We start from the raw sequence: 18,517 nt of genomic DNA on the forward strand, positions 1-18,517 counted from the left end.
GGGCATGGGGTGGATGTGTGGGTGAGGGGATGAGGGTGGTGTGGGTGAGGGGATGAGGAAGGTAAGGAGGACGGAGATATATGGGGGATACTTCAAGGATAGCGAATAGAGTTTCTCTGATATGACCTCGCTGCCTCCCAGTCAGGATATTGAGCGGCTGAAGGTGTTGGCCATGCTGCACTACGTGGTGGCGGGGCTGGTGCTGGCCCTGGCGCTGCTGCCGCTGGTGTTTGTGGCGATCGGTGGGGTGGTGCTGCTGGCCCCAGAGAGTATGACCAGCGGCGACAGTGAGCTGCCGCCTTTTGCCGCTGGTCTGATTTTTTTGGCGATCGGGCTGGCGCTGTTTGTCTATGGGCTGGTGCTGGCGATCGCGCTGATTGTCTCGGGCGGCTGTTTGCGGCGGCACAAACACTACTGGTTTAGCGTCGTAGTGGCTTGCGGGGCGCTGACCTTTACGCCCCTGGGTACGGTGCTGGGGGTGGCGACGCTGGCGGTGCTGGTGCAGGAGTCGGTGCGAGAGCTGTATGGCATTGATCCCAGCGGTACGCCCTAGACGGTTGCCCCGAACTGTTCGCAATTTGACTTGACACTTTGGACTTAAGGGTTAACTTGTGTTAGGAAAGCTTGCGAACAAGCCTGCCCTATGTATAAATCTCACCTTTGGAATCGAGGCCGACGGCAGCGTCGGATTGCCATAGCGGGCATTGCCCTGCTGCTAGTGGTAGTAATCCATACGGTGCTGCCCCCCACCAGCGCTGTGGCCCAGCTGCTGCCCATTCCTCCCTCCAGCGGCAGCAGCGAGTCTTTGCCCATCAATGTCGAGCGCAGCGGCAACCTGGAGTCGGCAACGGTTCAGCTCGATGGCCAAGAACTGTTTCAGATTGCCTCACCGGCCGTCTTCAATCGGCCCGAGATTGGCAACCAGCTGCCGGTAGAAATGCGGGCCAGGCAGATCGAAGCCAACCTGCAGCGCCTGTTTCCAAATAGTCAATCGGCTGCCGAGCCGCTCAACCCGGAGACCCTGGAGGTCGTCGTTAAAGCGGTCGACAACTACCCGGTTTTGTTTGCCCAAGATGCCAGCCTGGCCGAACCCAGGGTGCTGCTGACGGTAACCGATACCGATGTGCAGTATCACGGGGCGGCCAGCAAGCAGGCCCTGGCCGAGCAGTGGCAGGCAATTTTGGATCGGCAGCTGCGCCAGGCGGTGGCCCAGCGCCAGCCGGAGGCCCTGCGGCGGCAGGTGACGGTAGTGGTCAAGGTGATGGCGGTGGCCCTGGTGCTCAGCCTGCTGATGTTTGCCCTGCGGGTATGGCTGGGGCGTTATGAGCACCGGCTGCACCAGCGCCGCACCGCAGAGGCAGCGCTGATTGAAGCTCAGCTGCACGAGGCCGAAGGGGGCGATCGCCCACCCCACGGCCACGAAGATCCGCTGCTGCGCCACGGGCTGTACCAGCACCTCAAGCTCGAACACCAGCTTCAGGCGGTGCGACTGGGGCGATGGCTGCTGTTTTGGGGTGTGGCGTCGCTATGGGCGCTGAGCTTAGCCTACAGCTTCAACCTGTTTCCGCAGACCCGCCAGCTGGCCCAAAAAATGGTGCTGGCCCCGGTAGTAATTCTGCTGACCTGGTTTGTAGTGGGACTCAGCGATCGCCTGATCAACCTGGCGATCGATCGCTTCATTCAAAAGTTTGCCAAGGGGCAGCCGATGACCTCGACCAACCTGCAGCGCATTCACACGATCGCTCAGGTGATCAAGGGCGTTAAGACCGTGGTGGTCTATATCATTGGTCTGATCTGGGTGCTGCAGTGGCTGAACCTGGTGCCGGGGTCGGTGCTGGCCCTGGGGACGCTGGTGGCCCTGGTGCTGTCGTTTGCGTCCCAAAACCTGGTCAAAGACCTGGTCAACGGCTTTTTGATTTTGCTGGAAGACCAGTTCCGCATTGGCGACGTAATCATGGTGGGCGACATCGATGGCTTTGTCGAAAACCTCAACCTGCGGGTGACCCAGCTGCGCAACCCGGCTGGTGAGCTCATTACGCTGCCCAACAGCTCGATCACCCACGTTCGCAACATGACCCGCCACTGGTCGCGCGCCACCATTGATGTGGAGGTGGCCTACAACACCGATGTCAACCAGGCGCTGGCGGTGGTGCGCGAAACCGCCGATGACCTGGCCGCCGACCCGGAGTGGGGACCGCAGATTTTAGACACCAAAGAATTCTTCGGGGTGCAGGATATTTCCCACAGCGGCATTTTGATTCGGATCTGGATTAAGACCGTTCCGCTCAAGCAGTGGCTGGTGGGGATGGAGTTTCGGCGGCGGCTGAAGATGGCTTTCGATCGCCACCACATTGCGATTGGTTCGCCTCGCCAGGTGTGGCTGCGGGAAGATGCTGAGGCGCAGGAGTCGTCGCGATCGGTTTACAGCCTGGATTAGTGGTCTACCAAACCCACAGTTTGTCGGTCGGTCTGGCAAAGGAAGCCCAACGGTGAAGTGCAGCGGCGGCAGATAACCTCGGGCACTCACAAGCAACCTTTGTTTCGCCCGCACCAACGCAGTGTTAGGTGTCATCTTCACCCAGGAACTCCTTGGTTTGCTTTGGATACTTCCGAGCAAGCCACTTTAGAAGCTCAATTTGATCACTGCCTTTAGCTCGTCTAACCTGTGCTAAAAGTTTCAGGTTTGATGGCCTTTCCAAAGTTAAATTTGAAGCGCCTTCATTACACACAGAGCAGATTGCACGGAGATTGGATGAATCGTCAGTCCCTCCTTGGGACTTGTCCACTATATGACCGATGTGTAACCGAGTTTTTCTTGTGAGATCGTAGGGATGTGGTTCTCCAGCTACAGCCCCACACATCTGGCACGTAAATCCATTCCTATCGAGAACATAGGCACGAGTCTCCTTAGAGATTGCTCTCTCAAAAGCAGGTATTGGTTTAGGATCCTCAAGGATATACTGTCCAGGTCTGAGATCGCCCCTGTCGTTATGGGTTTGAATTTGATAGCCTTCCTCAGACCGTAGTTCTCTCACTCGTCTTGCCCATTCTGTAATACCTCCGGCTACCTCTCTAAGTTCATCAGAATCCATAACTCTTCCGATGTTGTTAAGAAAGTGTTCCCTAAGTTTTGCCCTTGCACCTTTCTTTGCTGGCATAAGTCATTTTTTCAACTAGCAATTGCAAATACCTTTTTGGTGGTCAAACAATTAAAGATTTCTTGTGCGACAGCCTGAGCTACAGGCGGTGGAAAAGCATTCCCTACTTGGCGATATGCTGGAGTCTTTTTACCAGTGAAATGCCAATCATCGGGAAAACCCTGAATTTTAGCAACCATTTCAACCGTCAATTTGGGCATCCCTACGAAATCTTTGCTAGGCGGTTCGTTGGCTACTCCCATGCCATCCACGCCCAAACTTGCCCAAGCTCGCTTAGCACGAGTAGGTCCTAAATCAGGCCCACCGTGCTTCTTGGAGCCTCCAACGATGGTAGGAGCAATATCATCAGCTTGCTGTTTCCACCTGTCAACGCCTTTCCATCCTCTTGATGCCATTTGCTCGTATAAAAGCTCTCCGACTGTTGGTGGATTTTGGCCATAAGATTTAGGCCATGAGAAACTTCCTGCTAGATCTTTTTGTATAGCTACTATCACAACGCGGGGTCTTAATTGTGACACGCCAAAATCAGAGGCATTCAACAACCTCCAATCTGCTATATACCCCATCTTCTCAAGCTGTCGCTTTAAGTTGCCTCGGTAGTCTTCAAAAACAGCATCCAAAAATCCTCGAACATTCTCTAGCATGACAGCCCGAGGTTTGCATTCATCTACTAACCGTAATGCTTCGGGAAAAAGATCACGGTCATCTTCTTTGCCTAATTGCTTGCCTGCTTTTGAAAATGGTGGGCAGGGTACGCCGCCTGCTAGCAAATCGATATTTACAAAAGATTCACCCTGAAAATCTCTCAGATCACCTTCTATAACATTCCATTGAGGTCGATTAAACCTGAGAGTATTACAACAAGCGCTGTCAATCTCAACTAGTGCTTGAGGCTCAAACCCGCTCTGCTCTAGACCTAAAGCTTGACCACCAGCACCAGCACAGATTTCTAAGCATGTCACTTGAGCCATTGAAGTTCTCTCGACTACTCCACAGGTTGTAGTACAAGTTTACAGGAAGAGGGCTTGGACAGATGGGTAGTAAGCTACGGACACCTAACTTGTGTTTAGCCCGATTTCTGTCTCCGTATTCTGCATAACACCCTTGGTCAGGGTGATTAGCCAGATCTTGAGTTGAATATCGACTCCAGATGGGGACATTATGCTGAAAACTATCCGTATAACTCCCTAAAACGAAGTGTTATGCAGATTTTAATCGGGCTATTTCCCCAAAATGGGGTGTTATGCAGAACAGAGTCTTGATAACTACCTTGCATAGGGGTGTTATGCATATCTTAGTCGGCATAATAAGCTTCTCAGAGATGTTATTCAGGTACTTTAAGAAAATCTTCACCAGCAATGCCCCTGCCTCTATGCGCTTGACGGGGAGCTTTTGTACCACTATCATTTTGCGTTAAGCCGTTCAGCCCGAGCGGTGGTTTCACAGAACTCGAAAATCTTGGCGCTGTCTGAAGGTGCTGGTAACACCAACAGACAGCTAACCCCGCAAATCTCCGAAGCAGATTGCGAGGCTAGGCCCATGGTACCCTAGCCCCCTCAGTTTGCACTTGCGCTGCGGGCGGCTAGGGTTTTCGCGTTCTGTTTCTTCCGTACCCACTACAAGGAAACAGAACCGATGTTTGGCTCTCAAGAGCCAGAAGCCAACCACAACCAAGACACTCAAGAGACCAATCCAGGGACCGGGTCCCTGCCGCTTTTGTCAGGGGCCGGGGGCAACGACAGAGGGACCCGGTCCCTAAAGCCCCCAACCCCCGAAAAAGTGCGCCACATGCTCTACGGCAGCCTGTCCGCCATAGACCGCACCATCAAAATCCTCCACGCCCTCGGCTATGCCGACCCCAACGACTGGAGCGAACCCATCCCCGCGCCGTCTGGTGCCGAGACGCGATCGCTTCGACTCCGCTCAGCGACCGAAGCCGAACCACGGTCAGCGACCGCAGCCAAGCCACAGCCAGCAACCGCAGCCGAGCCACAGTCAGCGGAGTCGAAACGCCAGCAGTGAGCGGAGTCGAACTGTGGATGGCCATTCTCACCAAAACCGTGCTGATTGAGTAAGCCTCTTCGTTGCAGGTACCGGGTTCCTTTGCGCGTGGCCTGGTTTAGGCAACAGCGCCAGGAACCCGATACCTTTTCGCTCCTATTTGTAATCTGCGCCCTGCGATCGCCAATGTGGCACAGCAGATCGCCAATGTAGCACAGTAGTTTGGCGAAACTGGCACAGCAGTTTAACGATCTGCGGGTGCAGATCGCCAATGTGGCACAGTAGATCGCTAATGTGGCACAGCAGTTTAATGTTCGCGCAGCGTTGCGAAGCAATCTACACCCTCAGATCGCTGATGTGGCACAGCAGATCGCTAATGTGGCCCAGCAGTTTGGCAATCTCCAGCCCAGATCTTGCTGCACCACCGCATAGTCTGCCGCAATGGTTTGGTGAAATTGCTCTGGCCACTCATGTCACACCAGCAGCTCAACCCTAAAGGGTAGATCGCTCTCATCAAACGCCTCTTGCAGATCGGCTTTCTGAGGATGGGCGAGGGGATCTGTTTTACTCAGATTTCTCAGGCGGCTTTTAAGCAACATTCAGGGAGTGGTCACGGGGGCTTCAGAGAGAGCGGGCACTGTAGAGCACAGTTGCACTGCCCCCAGGAGCTAACTTTATGTCTTCCTCTCATCGGCCAAACTCTGACCTTTCTGCCCAGGTGCTCGAAACCGCGCTGGGCAACTACATTTTGCTAGAGGTGTATCGTGATGCAGAGCTGTCGTCGCACTACCCCACCCCAGCCAACTCTGCCCCTCGCCCCGGCCTGTGGTCTGCCGCAGCGGTGACGGTGCTCGGCGGGCTGCTGGCCCTGCTGGCCATAGAGGCTACCCCTCGCGCGATCGCATCTCTCTCCATCCACGCTCAAACCACCGTTACCGAGTTGGGCATTTCTACCCGCTGGACGTTTTAGGGCATCACTTGCGCTCAAAGTGGGCAATCGGCGGCTGGGTCGCGGCCAGTCGCTGCACCAGCGCCTCGCGAGCCTCAATATTAGAACGAGAATTGCCGACGTAGGCCTTCACAAATAGCCCGATCGCCTCCGCCATCAGCTCTCGCAGGTCTGCGTTGGGCTGGGTGGCCGAAAAATCTAAAAACGCTCGGCCCGTGGTGGCATCGAAGGGATCGACAAAGGAAAAGTGGTTGGCCCCTTCTAATAAGAGCAGATAGCTATCGTCTCTGCCGCCCTGAATGCTTTCGCGGAAGGTGCGCTCAACTGGGGTAGTAGCCCGCTCCCAGGTAATGCCGTAGCGATCGCTGCTGTTGGCAATCACCCCATCCTGAGTGCCGCCCATTAACAGCAGGGGCAGCCGATCGGGCAGCGGCAAAATTGTGCCCGCCGGGTAGCCCAGATGCATGACCGCAGCGGTGTGGGCTCCGTAGGCAAAGGCCGCGCAAACTGAAGGGAAAAATTCGGGGCTGGCGCTTTCAATGGCGACCCGGCCCCCGGCAGAATGCCCACCCAAAATGACGTGGTCTAAGTCGAGCAGGCCCGCCAGCACGCCAGCGGCATTCAGCGTTTTCAGTTCGTGCAGCAAAGCGGGCACCGCCGATGCCGTGGGGCCTTGACCGTAGCGATCGGGCATCAGCATAGCGAGATCGACCCCTGGGGTGAGGGCCACCATACCCGGCAGGTTTTCGGCCACCCAAGCAAAGGTAACCGCTACCAGCCCCCGCTCTGCCAGAGCAACCGCTAGCCACTGGTACAGCTCTGGCCCGCAGTTAATGCCGTTAAACAAAATCACCACCGGAAAGGGAGCCTGCTCTGCGTTGGCCGGCACAATGCCCATATTCTGCTCTTGCGTGCCACCAGACAGCTGGGCCGGGTAAAACACCTTGAGATGAAGGGTGTTGTACGGAGCGGCGTGCCCCTCGACCGTTGCCGCGCGAAACAGTGCTCTTACCGTCATGGGATGCGTGTTCTCCAGAAAACGTCAGGTGGGGTGCTTGGAATGAGAAACCGGGCCTAGCGATCTGTCAAGACTAAATTTGTAGGTTGGGTGGCGCTTTAGCAGAATTCAACAAGGCTAACCACTGTTGGGTTTCACGGCGTTCCACCCAATCTACGCGAACCCTAGTTTTTAGTATTGCCGCTGCACTAGAAACCCGGTTTCTTCTCTGCATGAGCGGCAAAGCTAGCGGGCTAAACGAGAAACCAGGTTTCTGCGGCGAGCAGGTTGCTGCGATCGCCTCAAGACTGCCAAAATTCATCGACCTGCAAATGCTTTAGCTCCGATTTGATTTCCTGAAAATAGTCGCTCTCGGTAATCTGGGCCACCTGCTTTTGCAGCTTCGCCTGGTCTATTTCGATGGTCAGCTCCATCAACTGCTGCTTTAACTGGGTTTCGCGACGCTCGACGCTGGCGGCCATCAGCTGAAACATGCGGGCCAGCTGGCCCAGTTCATCGTCGCGCTGGGCCACGTCATCGAGCGCTGCCGGGTCAAAGGTGCCCGCATCGACGGCGGTGGCGGCGGCGGTGACTTTATCGACCTGCTCGATGTACTGCTGCATTTCGTGGTTTTGGTGGCGCAGGGTGGCTTCGGCCTGCTTGCGATCGCCAATTTCGGCGCAGATCTGCCCGTACATCTGCTTAAAGGCGGCAATCACCTCCCCCAGCTCATCCTGCCGCCGGTAGCGCAGCGAGGCAAATTCGGGAGCGTTGCTGTCGCAGGCCACGGTTTCTCCGGCCAGGGCCAGGTCGTGGCGCAGGGTGAGAATGGGGGTAATCAGCAGCCGACTGAGCAGCACCATCATCGCCAGGGTAATAAAGGCGGCGATCAGCAGCACCAGCCCGCCAATTCTCAGCATGTAAAACATCAGCGCTTGCCGGGTGCCGTCGGCATCGTGGCGCAGCACAATCCAGTGGTTTTCGGTCAAGTTGGGCAGCATGCCTTCGCCGATGCCCGTCGTCGTCCAGGCGATGTCATAGCGGCGACCCGCTGCGGTGGTGAAAAGCTGGCTGCGGTCTTGAGGGGTGCTGGGCGTAGTTAGCTCAGGCGGTTCGCCAAAGGTTTCGACCAGGTTGCCCTCGCCGTCGTACACCGCGCCGCCCAAAATGCCCTGGAGCATAGGATCCTTCTGTAGCTGCTGCAAGTGTTGGGCCAGGTCTGCCCCCGTGGCGGCGGGGTAGGTGGTGACAATCCAGCGCACTTTGCCGGTGGAAACCTCTGCGATTTGGTCGAGCAGTTCGCCCTGGCGGCGCTGCACCGAGGGCACCAGCAAAATTGCCTCAATCGCCACCAAACTGACGAACATGCCCGCAATGATGCGCTGCGACAGGGGCGATCGAAACAGGCGGTTGGTGGTTTGCAACGATTTGGCTAGGCGCATGGCTTTGGGGGGTGCAGTGCCTCTACGGTGCTGGGTGCCGTCAGGGCTTGTCAAGATCAGCGGTAGATCAGTGTCAGCGAGGGGGCTGATCTACCGTGCTGATCCAATTCTGATCTTTCGCGATCGCAGGCATTCGGCCACACTCTAGGAATGAAGAGGCAATTTTACCTGTGCCAAGTCCAGCTCGGGCTCGGGAGTTTTTTCACCGGCAAAACTCTAGGTCTGAACCTGGATATGGTTTGTTTCCCCGCCGAGAGGTCTCTGCTATGACGCTTGCGCAGACTCCCGCCGCCAGGGCGCAGCTACCCGCCATCAACGAGCTGGTCGTCATCAGCCCTGACCTGCAGGACAACCGCTTTCTCATGCAGAATGCGCCGCCCCAAGCGGCTGTGCTGCGGCTGTGCCAGGAGCAAAATGGGCTAGCGGCGATCTGGCAACGGCTAGCGGCCCTGCCGCCAATTCATCGCATTCACCTGGTAACGCCCAGCCGTGGTGAAGGCTTGCAGTTAGGCAGCGTCTTGCTGCGCTACGACACTGTGCCAAACTACGCCAGCGCGCTGTGTCAATGGCGATCGCGACTGGCCCCCAAGGCTGAAATTTTGATCTACAACGACCAGGCCGCCCGCACGGAGGCAGGCAAACTACTCATTGATATTTTGCACTACCTGACGGGGGCCGCGATCGCGGTTTGCACCACCCTTCCCAATACCCTTGCGCCAACCGGCAAGTGGGAACTAGACTGCGTCACCCAGATTCTGCAACCTGAGCTGACATTTTCACCAGCGGTCGTGACCCAGACTCGCGCCAGTAAAAATATCTCAAACTATGGAGAAATCAATTAGCCCAGTATTTTCCAAATCGACCAACCTAAAGATCCTATTTGCAACTCTACGGGCTTCTCGCGCAGCACATTTCTGTCGCTGTCAAGATCAGAGTTAGGCAAGGGCTGCTGATCCAAATGTGATCTGGAGCTGATCTTTTCAGGCGATCGCATCCGAGCCATACTTTAGCTAGAGTCGTTTGACCTGGGGTTTCGCTGCCTAGAAGAGAAGCCGCGACGCCATCTGTTTGCTGACAATACCGAAAAATCAAATTACTTTCTTGGCGGACAAGCCGTAGCTTTTTCGCTGGTTTCGCATGCTTTGCCTTGCTTGACAAGAGAATCTTAAATCACGTCTTTACATTTCTTTTTTAATTGAGTATTGAGAGAAATAAGCCTGATTTCTTCAACTCCTTTCATGCCAATCAATTGGCAAATTTACTAGTCTATTCAATCTCATTTTCTTTAGCTTGGCTCATGGCTTTCTCAGCAACTTCTCAGTTGGCAAGTTCATTCTCTTCCGTAGATAAGCGAATTCTGTTTGTAGCTTTATTTAACCAATGAGTTTTGCTTAAGAAAGTGTTTTGTCCCATTTATATGGGCTCAAAAAACTTTCTATCTTGAGCCAAAAACCTTCCTGTCCCTAAATAAAAAACCTCGAAAAATCATCCTATGTCTGATCCTTTTGTCGGCGAGATTCGCATGTTTGCAGGCAACTTTGCCCCCCGTGGCTGGGCTTTTTGCAACGGCCAGCTACTACCGATTAGCCAAAACACAGCGTTGTTTTCGCTAATCGGCACCATCTACGGCGGCGATGGTCGTGTCACCTTCGCCCTGCCCGACTTGCAGGGCCGCATCCCCCTTCACGCCGGACAGGGGGCGGGCCTGAGCAACTACCCCCTCGGCAGCCGGGGCGGTGTAGAGCAGGTTGCCCTCACTACCGAGCAACTGCCCGCCCACAGCCACGCTCTGCTGGCCAGCGACGCTAACGGCGACCAGCGCACTCCCACCAATCACGCCCTGGCTATTCCCGAAGAAACTCCCATTTACAGTGCCGTCGAACCCACAGCAGTAATGGCCAAAGGGGCGATGGCCCCCACCGGCAATGGCCACCCCCACGAAAACCGCCCACCCTACCTGGCGGTGAACTACATCATCGCCCTGTTCGGCATCTTTCCGGCAAGGAGCTGAGATACACCCTGCCAAAATCCGTGGGTCGCGCCATCGGGCCGATCGGCGATTGCCCCACCTGGAGCTGCTTGACCCACGCTACTCCCTAGCCCTCCCAGGAGGGGATAAACCCAAAATCCCCAATCTAAAATCCAAAATTCTGTAATTCCCCATGAACCCCCAACTCTTCTGGACTCTCCCCGGACTGATCGACAGCCTGGTACGCGCCAATGCCGACGGCACTGAACTGGCCACCCTGCTCGATCGCACCCAGCTCAACAACCCCAATGGCATCGCCCTCGATCTAGAGAACGGCCATGTTTATCTCGCCGATGGCGGTGCGGGCGATCGCATTCTCCGCGCTAACCTGGATGGCTCCGACCTGCGGGTAATTGTGGCCGATGCGGGCGACAACCCCGCCGACATTGCGCTGGATTTAGCCAATGGCCACATTTACTGGACGATTCCTGGCGTTGTTGACCAGGTGCGGCGGGCGAATCTGGATGGCTCAAATGTCGAAACCGTGCTGGATGCGGCGGTGCTGAGCAACCCCAACGGCATTGCCCTGGATGTTGCCAACCGCCACATCTATGTTGCCGACGGCGGCGCGGGCGATCGCATCCTCCGCTTCAGCTTCGACGGCCCAGAGGCGCTGGTGATCGTCGCCGACACAGGCGATAACCCCGCTGATATTGCGCTGGATTTGGTCAACGGCCAGATCTACTGGACAATCCCTGGCACCACCGACGAGGTGCGCCGCGCTAACCTGGATGGCTCGAATATCGAAACTATTCTCAATACCAGCATTCTCGAAAACCCCAACGGCATTGCCCTAGATACTGAGGCCGGACAGCTCTATGTGGCTGACGGCGGCGCTGGCGATCGCATTCTGCGAGCCAATCTGGACGGCTCCAACCCCGAGGTGCTGCCGATCGCAGCGGGGGATAACCCGACCGGGCTGGCGATCGCGATCGAGACTCTAAATATCCTGGACGGCAGCGGCGATCGCAACGTTTTTGCCATTCCCTTAAACAGCACGCTAACCGTGGAAAATTTTGGCGGCGTAGGTCTGGGCGCGGTACCCAATAGCGGTTTGGTGGCTGAAATCGACACCTTTCAGTTCCAGGGCGAAGGGCTGACGGCGGAGAACCTGCGGCTGACCCAGGAGGGCAGCGATCTACGGCTCAGCTTTGAGGGCGTTCCCGACACGGGGGCAATTTTGCGCGACTTTGCCCTGGAGGATTTAGACAACCTGCCCGGTGGCGAGGGCAACATCCTGTTCGATGGCGACGAGAGAATTCAGGACAGTGTCGATGTGTTCAACGCCGACTCTACTCAGTCGCGCATTTTCAACCGCAACACCGTCACCTTTTTGAATGATCTGGATAACCGGGTACGGGGCTTTGCTGACTCCGACGATGTGATCAACGGCCAGAGCGGTAATGACGACATCCTCGGCCTCAGCGGCGATGACCTGCTGCGCGGCGGCGCGGGCGACGACAGTCTCGACGGCGGCCTGGGCAGCGATGTGAAAACGGGCGGCCCCGGTAGCGATACCTTCCGCTTCGGGGCTGACCTGATCGCCAGCGGCGGTGGCGACGCGGATGTGATTACCGATTTTGAGGCGAGCGATCGCATCGATACCAGCGGCTTTTTGGGCGCAGGCGGCGAGTTTTCGCTGGCGGTACTGAGCGATCGCCTGGTGGCCAACCTCAGCACGGGCGACACCGTGACGGTGTTGGGCAACCTATCAGCCGCCTCGGCCCAGTTGGCACCCTTTGCGATCGATATTGCGATCGCCTGATTCCGCGTAGGGTGGGCACCGCCCACCTCAAGCCATTTCTCTATCCCCCAACACAGCCAACCTTCCTCGCGTAAAAGCGAGTGAGGACAACCGATGACAGCCAGAACCAATGGTGGGCAATGCCCACCCTACCGATCGATTACGGAGATTGCCGATGAACAGCCAGAAATTCTCTCAGCTCCAGAAACCGCAGGCCAATCGGCCACCTCTGCGGCACCAAACCTCTGTGGTGCCGATCAAGCCTCGCCATGTCAGCTATCGCGACGACCTGGTGAGCGACGGCTAGCCAGCTTTGTGTGCCCTCAAAACAAACCGCAGGTTGGGTGGTGCGCCAGCAAAACCCAACCGCCCCACAGCGCAATCAACCAAATTTCCATAACCCCCAAGGAGACCAACCCATGCAGATTAACCGCAACAACCTCCAGCACCTGACTTCGGTGCAGCACCAGGGCCTCGTGTTCCTGTTTGGTATCGACACCAGCCGCGACATCTACTATGCGGTGCGGCGCACTCCGCCAGCGCCCACGGAGCCAGCCGTTCTGCCCGAATCAGCTGACGCTGACGCAAGCGCAGAGTCAGCAGACCCGGTGCCGCCTTCCCCGTGGGGCGAATGGGTGCGGCTGCCCCTGCCCACCGACCAGCCCGACGAATCGGTGCTTCAGCGCGAGCGAGAAGAAGGCGTGGATCAGTGGGTGCGATCGCAGTACAGCACCGCCGACCGCACCGCCCTGGCCCCTATTCAGGTGCTCTCCGACGGCGAACATCTCTTCGTCTTCCGCCAGTCCACCGAAAATACGCTGTTAGCGGATCGCTTTTTGCTCGACGGCGGCACTGAGCGGCTGGTGCCGAAGCTGGAGGTGCGCTTTAAGCGCAGTCGGCAGCGGTTTACCCCGGCCCAGCCCCAGGGCTTAGGCGGCAGCCAGTCCTTCGATACGCCCGACTTTCGCGATTTTGCGGGCAACTTTTTCTTTGAGCCCACGCAGGAAATTCGGCTGGCGCAGAACCTCACCCAGGGCTGGTTTGCCGTAGTGCTGACTACCACCAGCGAGCACGAGGTCAGCCGCTGGCACCTCTTTGCCCACAATGGCGAGAGCGGGCGGATCGAGCTGTTTTCGCTGCGCCGATCGCGCGATCGCCTGTTCGAGCTGGCCGACTACACCGTGGAAGAGGGCAGCCTGGAGGATCCCCAGCCCCGCCAGATTCCCGGCCTGATCCAGCGCACGCTGGTGCTGCGGGATGCGGCGGGCGAGGAGCTGACCGCCACCGAGGCCCCCACCGCCACCCGCTTTTGCCTGCAAAGCGAAATGACCACCCAGGACGGCGACACCTCGTTTATCAAAGGCGGTGTGCGGGTGATGCTGGCGGTGCCTGTGCAGGTCATGGGTGCGGCAGACCCCAGCCCTACCCTGGCCTCGCTGATCTTTGGCGTGCGCACCGACGGCACCCTGGCCCAGATCGACGACCAGCCCCAAGAAACCCTGCGGCTGGAGAACAACCGCGACATTCTGCTGCCCGCCGATACCCTGCAACAGGTGCGCGGCGTCAGCGGCAATCAGGAGTCTGACCCCGATACCGACAGCCGCCCCAGTTTCACCTTCGACGGTGTGGATGACTATATTGATGTAGGCTCAGACCGTTCCCTCGATCTGACCCGCAATTTCTCCATTGAAGCCTGGGTGAATCCTGCTGCCGAAAAAGAACAGTGGATTTTTGCTAAGCAGGACAGCTACGCCCTGGGTTTGGTAAACGGCAACCCCGTCTTCACCAGCTACGACGGCGCGCGCTACCAGATGGAGAATGTCTCGATTCCGCTGGAGACCTGGACGCATTTGGCGGTGGTGTGCGATCGCCGCAACACGCTACACATCTACGTCAACGGTGAACTGGCCGATACCTACGAAGGCGCAACCCCGGCCCGACCCAGCGGCTTTAGCGCCAAAATTGGCGTGCAGAACCCTGACTCTGGCGAGGGCTTTTGGGACGGCTGGCTGTCAGAAGTACGGGTATGGAACGTGGCGCTGAGCGAGACCGAGATTCAGCAGCGGATGGGCGATCGCCTGCTGGGGCGCGAGCTGGGCCTGGTGGGCTACTGGCCGCTGATGGCCCTGGCCAACGGCGAAACCGTGGATTTCTCGCCTGAGTCGAATACCGGGCGCGTGTTGGGGGCCTTCCCCACCGGGCGGCGAATTGGGCGACGGGTGGGGCGGCGCAACGCCGAGGCCTACCGCTACGGCGAGGTGTTTAGCGTGGTGCAGGGGGCGACCTACTTAGAGAGCTTTGAGTACCGCACCGACGCGCCGATTTTGCCCTTTGATGAAAGCGCAGAAGCCTTTGAGTTTGTGTTTGAGGGGCTGACGGGTGGACGCAACGGTGACCCTACCGACCCGGCGATCGTCCCCGCCCAGATTCGCCCGCTGAATGCGGCCCGCGACGACGGCTGGCGGGTAGCCCAGGCCCGGTTCACCATCCCAGAGGGCATGACTCACCTGCGGCTATTCCACACCACCGCCCCCGGCGGCAGGTGGGACACCCTGGAGCTGCGCCGCCACCGGGTCGCACAACTGGCCAGCACCGTCACCCAGGCCGAGTTTGTCGATGAGGTGCTGCTGCCCGCCCTGGCGAATGGGTTTGACGCCGCCGAGCAGGCCCTGGATGAACTGCGTCCTTTAGAACAAGAGGAAGCAGGGCTGATTCGCGAGGTGCGGGAACTGGAAGCCCTGATTGCCGAGGATGTTCCCCTGGATGTGCTGACCCAGCAGGTAGCCGCCCAGCGACAGACTGTGGCCCAGTTCACCACCGAGCAGCGGGCCGCCTCCCGCCGCCTGGGCGACGAGGAGCTAAACCCGTTCAATTTTTATACTGAAATCAATCCGGGCGATCGCGCCGGGGTGCGGTTGCAGTACGATGCCATTCGCCGCGCCAATAGCCCCGACCTCACGCTACGGCCCAGCGACTTTAGCACGGCCCAGCGCTGGCAAATTCGGCCCTTGAATGTGACGGCCACCGGGCGCACTTTGGTCAGAATTCATCCCCAAAATAACCTGGCGGCGGTGCTGACCGCCGACAACAGCGGCAGCGGCACCTACACTGGCCTCTCGGTGCAGCCGCTGCGGCAGCCGCCGGGGGTTGTCTACCAAAACTGGTCGCTGGAGTTTTTGCAGCAGGGCAACCCGGCCCGCGTGCAGTTCCGAACTCGTCAACCCGATACCGCTAACCCGGTGCTGGATACCTACCTGCTGGTGGTGCGCGCCAGCGGCAGCCTGACCGCCGAACCGGTAGACAGCTTTGCCCGCAGCGGCAGCGTCGGCGACTGGCTGCTGATCAATACCGGCCTTTTGCACGATGAGGGAAGGGCCGCGATCGCCTCTGCCCGCGCTACCTTCGATCGCCTCACCGCCGACCTCGCCGTTGCCCAGGCCGACCTCGATCGCCTGGAAGCCCGCCTGGCCCGCATTGATGAGCTAGAGCCTCAGCTCGCCGCCGCCCGCCTGCGGCTGAACGAGGTGCAAGACCGCATTCGCACCCTGCGCCAGACCTATCTGGATGCTGTGGCGGCCCTGAGCAACCAGGCTCAGACGCTGCCCATTCTCCCCACCACCGACGGCGGCACCGTGCAGGGGGGGCTGCTCGACTTTGCCGCTCCGACCGGGGCCGTCACCAGCTATGAAAGTGTGGAGGGTGCTGTGCATCTGAATTTCCTGGATCGGCGGAATCGCCTTCGCACCACCGTTTACGATGCCGTGGCAGAAGTTTGGCGGCCCAACCTGCCCGGCACCTGCCTCGCCTTTGAGGCCGACGGCGCCAATCCCGGTCGGCTGGAGATCAGCCCCTTTGGCGGCGACGCCCTGAGCCGCTTTACCCTGTCGGGCTGGGTGCGCACCCAAACCACAGCCACAGCCACCTGGCTAGACTACCGCCAGGCGGCCAGCCGCCTGCGGGTGTTCAATCCCCAAAACCTCCAGGTCACCATTAACGATCAGACCACGCCGCCTACCGGCATTGCCCTGGTCGATGGCGAGTGGCACTGGCTGAGCGTCACCTGGCGCGGGCAGGACGGCCAGCTGCAAATCTATGTGGATGGTGCGATCGCCTACACAGGCGAGATCTCCCCCAGCGATCGGCTGCGGGCGGGCGGCACCCTCACCTTCGGGGCCGATGTCGATGGCGCAAACCCCTGGATTGGCTTTCTGGAGAGTATGCAGGTGTGGGATCAGGTATTGGGAGCCGACGAGATTGAGGCCAGCCAGCACCTGCCTCTGACCGGCAACGAACCGGGGCTGCTGGGCTACTGGCCTCTGGAGGATGTCGGTCGAGCGGAAATTTTGGATCGCTCCCCCCACGGCTACCACGGCACCCTGGCTGGCGCGGTGCAGCTGGCTCCGTCTACTGCGCCAATTGGTGCGATCGCGACCGAAGCCGCCCTGGTCGTCGCCAACGAATACCCCACCCAGGCGGTCAACGCCCTGGGCCAGGCGGAAGGGCTGATGCGACGCTTCTATGCCTTTTTGCAGGCGGATGCAATCTATCTACTGCAAGACCAGCGCATCGAAAGTCTGGAGGTGCGCTGGGTGGGCAATGCCCAGTTTGACCCCACGCTGTTGGGCTACATCGAAGGGGCACCCCCCGTACCCAGCGAAAACCTCACCGAGGCAGAGAGCTACGACGGCACCGCCGCCATTCAGCTCAACGCTACCGAAAACGTCCGCTACAGCTGGACTCGCGCCCAGGAGGCGGGGCTGGGCATTGATGTCAATGCCATTCTCGGGACCGCCGCCGAGGCCTCCTTTGGGGTGGCAGTCACCACCTCCGTCTCCGGTGGCTTTGGCTTTACCGGCAATCTGTCTAGCACCTACAGCCTGCTCGACGAAGGCACCGTCACCCTCGATATTGCCACGGCCCTGCAGGATCGGCTCTCCCTGCGAGGCAGCCTGGAAACCACCGCGCGCTTTCCCCGATTGGGACGGCGCTACGTGCCCAAAAACGTGGGCTACGCCCTGGTCGTGTCTTCTTTGGCGGATGTGTTTGTGCTGCGGTTGCGCCGCAGTCGGCGCATGGTGTCGTACCAGGTGGCCCCGGTGCCCGATCTGCCGCCCCAGGTCAACACCGTCACTTTTTTAATCAACCCGGCCTACCAGCAAAACGGCACCCTCGACGGCCAGGTGGGCACCGAGGCCGCCGACGATCGCGTCTATGCCGCCGTGCCCAGCCTGCGTGCCCAGTACGGCTCCCAGTTTCCGGCCAGCTACTTCCGCATCCGCGAAGCCGCCGAGCTAGAGGCCCAAATTCGCCGTCAAGACCGGGAGCGGGAGGCCATTTTTGTCAACTACAACAGCCGCGCCATTGAGGGGGGGGCCGCCAACCGCTCGACCGATAACGCCAACGAAAACAATATCGAGCAGGTGGCGGCCAATGTGGGGTCGGCGATCGCCTCGACGGTGGAGTCGGTGCGCTCTGGCGGCAGTGCCGACGGCTGGCAGCAGCGGCTAGAGCAGCTCTTGATCGACGCCCGCAAGCGGAACATCGTCAACACCTACGTGTGGGATGGCGACGGCGGTCTGCGCTCTGAAACCCAGGAGTTTGCCGACACCATCGAGCAAACCATCGGCGGCAGTTTCTCGCTCGATGGGGGGCTCGGCATTACCGGGTTTGTGCAGGGGCTCGGCGTTTGGGTAAACCTGACGGCCCTGGCTACCGCTCACATCACCCAGGTTTCTACCAAAACCGAAAGCCGCAGCCGGGGCTTCAGCCTGGCGGTAGAGCTAGCGGGCGAGAGCCGGGGCATCACCCGCGCCGACGACACGGCGGTCATTCCGGGCGAAAAGGTCGATCGCTACCGCTTCTCCAGCTTTTATCTGGAGCCTAATACCAGCCACTTCAGCGACTTCTTTCATCAGGTGGTTGACCCCGAGTGGCTGATGGGCAACGACGAAGAGGCCCGCGCCCTGCGCCAGATCAGCATGGTGCGACCCAACCCGGTGTGGCGGGTGCGCCACCTGGTCACCTTTGTGGAACGCCCTGCCCTGCAAGGGTTTGGGGCACCCCAGGCCGCAACGGTGGAAAGTCTCCCGGCGATTCCCTCTGTCACTAACGGCAACGGTCGTCGAGCGATCGCGGCCAGCGCTGAACAGTAGGTTGGTTGCTCACCTAACCAACGGCCAACCGGGCTGCGCTCTTTC

General features: G+C 58.9%; 13 protein-coding genes. 9 read left to right on the top strand and 4 right to left on the bottom strand.

Annotated features, from left to right (window positions below; all coding sequences use genetic code 11):
- The first annotated feature begins 121 nt into the window (after positions 1-121).
- Positions 122-553, top strand: a complete 432-nt coding sequence (locus ACQ4N7_RS25750; RefSeq protein WP_430714303.1) for a hypothetical protein — start codon at positions 122-124, stop codon at positions 551-553.
- A 90-nt stretch (positions 554-643) separates the two neighbouring features.
- Positions 644-2,437: a mechanosensitive ion channel family protein gene (locus ACQ4N7_RS25755; RefSeq protein ID WP_430714304.1), complete on the top strand. Its 1,794-nt coding sequence runs from the start codon at positions 644-646 to the stop codon at positions 2,435-2,437.
- A gap of 124 nt (positions 2,438-2,561) precedes the next feature.
- Here the strand turns inward: ACQ4N7_RS25755 and ACQ4N7_RS25760 are convergent, their stop codons facing one another.
- Both ACQ4N7_RS25760 and ACQ4N7_RS25765 read right to left on the bottom strand, forming a co-directional pair.
- On the bottom strand, positions 2,562-3,158 hold the full coding sequence (locus tag ACQ4N7_RS25760; protein ID WP_430714305.1) for an HNH endonuclease: 597 nt from the start codon (positions 3,156-3,158) through the stop codon (positions 2,562-2,564).
- 11 nt (positions 3,159-3,169) lie between these two features.
- A complete protein-coding gene (locus ACQ4N7_RS25765; protein ID WP_430714306.1) occupies positions 3,170-4,129 on the bottom strand; it encodes a DNA cytosine methyltransferase in 960 nt (319 codons plus the stop codon).
- A gap of 664 nt (positions 4,130-4,793) precedes the next feature.
- On the opposite strand from ACQ4N7_RS25765, the gene ACQ4N7_RS25770 reads away from it, so the two are divergent.
- Both ACQ4N7_RS25770 and ACQ4N7_RS25775 read left to right on the top strand, forming a co-directional pair.
- Positions 4,794-5,180, top strand: a complete 387-nt coding sequence (locus ACQ4N7_RS25770) for a hypothetical protein (RefSeq protein WP_430714307.1) — start codon at positions 4,794-4,796, stop codon at positions 5,178-5,180.
- A gap of 655 nt (positions 5,181-5,835) precedes the next feature.
- Positions 5,836-6,129: a hypothetical protein gene (locus tag ACQ4N7_RS25775; RefSeq protein WP_430714308.1), complete on the top strand. Its 294-nt coding sequence runs from the start codon at positions 5,836-5,838 to the stop codon at positions 6,127-6,129.
- A gap of 4 nt (positions 6,130-6,133) precedes the next feature.
- Here ACQ4N7_RS25775 and ACQ4N7_RS25780 read toward each other — a convergent pair whose 3' ends face one another.
- Positions 6,134-7,126, bottom strand: a complete 993-nt coding sequence (locus ACQ4N7_RS25780; RefSeq protein WP_430714309.1) for an alpha/beta hydrolase family protein — start codon at positions 7,124-7,126, stop codon at positions 6,134-6,136.
- Between the two features lie 281 nt (positions 7,127-7,407).
- Positions 7,408-8,547: a HAMP domain-containing protein gene (locus tag ACQ4N7_RS25785; protein WP_430714311.1), complete on the bottom strand. Its 1,140-nt coding sequence runs from the start codon at positions 8,545-8,547 to the stop codon at positions 7,408-7,410.
- Between the two features lie 266 nt (positions 8,548-8,813).
- Here ACQ4N7_RS25785 and ACQ4N7_RS25790 point away from each other — a divergent pair, with 266 nt between their 5' ends.
- From ACQ4N7_RS25790 to ACQ4N7_RS25810, 5 genes are all read left to right on the top strand, one after another.
- Entirely contained in the window at positions 8,814-9,389 is a 576-nt protein-coding gene (locus ACQ4N7_RS25790) for a DUF4347 domain-containing protein (protein WP_430714312.1), read from the top strand.
- A 650-nt stretch (positions 9,390-10,039) separates the two neighbouring features.
- Positions 10,040-10,558, top strand: coding sequence for a phage tail protein (locus ACQ4N7_RS25795; RefSeq protein WP_430714313.1), 519 nt, complete (start codon positions 10,040-10,042; stop codon positions 10,556-10,558).
- Between the two features lie 151 nt (positions 10,559-10,709).
- On the top strand, positions 10,710-12,341 hold the full coding sequence (locus ACQ4N7_RS25800; RefSeq protein WP_430714314.1) for a DUF5050 domain-containing protein: 1,632 nt from the start codon (positions 10,710-10,712) through the stop codon (positions 12,339-12,341).
- Between the two features lie 154 nt (positions 12,342-12,495).
- The gene (locus ACQ4N7_RS25805) at positions 12,496-12,627 is read left to right on the top strand and encodes a hypothetical protein (RefSeq protein ID WP_430714315.1); all 132 of its coding nucleotides are present in this window, start codon (positions 12,496-12,498) and stop codon (positions 12,625-12,627) included.
- 112 nt (positions 12,628-12,739) lie between these two features.
- The gene (locus ACQ4N7_RS25810; protein ID WP_430714316.1) at positions 12,740-18,472 is read left to right on the top strand and encodes a LamG-like jellyroll fold domain-containing protein; all 5,733 of its coding nucleotides are present in this window, start codon (positions 12,740-12,742) and stop codon (positions 18,470-18,472) included.
- Positions 18,473-18,517: the final 45 nt, after the last annotated feature.

It is taken from the genome of Nodosilinea sp. AN01ver1, from assembly GCF_050565655.1.
Classification (GTDB): domain Bacteria; phylum Cyanobacteriota; class Cyanobacteriia; order Phormidesmidales; family Phormidesmidaceae; genus Nodosilinea.

Coding starts and splice junctions, on each gene's coding strand:
- ACQ4N7_RS25750 (WP_430714303.1), top strand. CDS start 122: ATGACCTCGCTGCCTCCCAGTCAGGATATTGAGCGGCTGAAGGTGTTG.
- ACQ4N7_RS25755 (WP_430714304.1), top strand. CDS start 644: ATGTATAAATCTCACCTTTGGAATCGAGGCCGACGGCAGCGTCGGATT.
- ACQ4N7_RS25760 (WP_430714305.1), bottom strand. CDS start 3,158: ATGCCAGCAAAGAAAGGTGCAAGGGCAAAACTTAGGGAACACTTTCTT.
- ACQ4N7_RS25765 (WP_430714306.1), bottom strand. CDS start 4,129: ATGGCTCAAGTGACATGCTTAGAAATCTGTGCTGGTGCTGGTGGTCAA.
- ACQ4N7_RS25770 (WP_430714307.1), top strand. CDS start 4,794: ATGTTTGGCTCTCAAGAGCCAGAAGCCAACCACAACCAAGACACTCAA.
- ACQ4N7_RS25775 (WP_430714308.1), top strand. CDS start 5,836: ATGTCTTCCTCTCATCGGCCAAACTCTGACCTTTCTGCCCAGGTGCTC.
- ACQ4N7_RS25780 (WP_430714309.1), bottom strand. CDS start 7,126: ATGACGGTAAGAGCACTGTTTCGCGCGGCAACGGTCGAGGGGCACGCC.
- ACQ4N7_RS25785 (WP_430714311.1), bottom strand. CDS start 8,547: ATGCGCCTAGCCAAATCGTTGCAAACCACCAACCGCCTGTTTCGATCG.
- ACQ4N7_RS25790 (WP_430714312.1), top strand. CDS start 8,814: ATGACGCTTGCGCAGACTCCCGCCGCCAGGGCGCAGCTACCCGCCATC.
- ACQ4N7_RS25795 (WP_430714313.1), top strand. CDS start 10,040: ATGTCTGATCCTTTTGTCGGCGAGATTCGCATGTTTGCAGGCAACTTT.
- ACQ4N7_RS25800 (WP_430714314.1), top strand. CDS start 10,710: ATGAACCCCCAACTCTTCTGGACTCTCCCCGGACTGATCGACAGCCTG.
- ACQ4N7_RS25805 (WP_430714315.1), top strand. CDS start 12,496: ATGAACAGCCAGAAATTCTCTCAGCTCCAGAAACCGCAGGCCAATCGG.
- ACQ4N7_RS25810 (WP_430714316.1), top strand. CDS start 12,740: ATGCAGATTAACCGCAACAACCTCCAGCACCTGACTTCGGTGCAGCAC.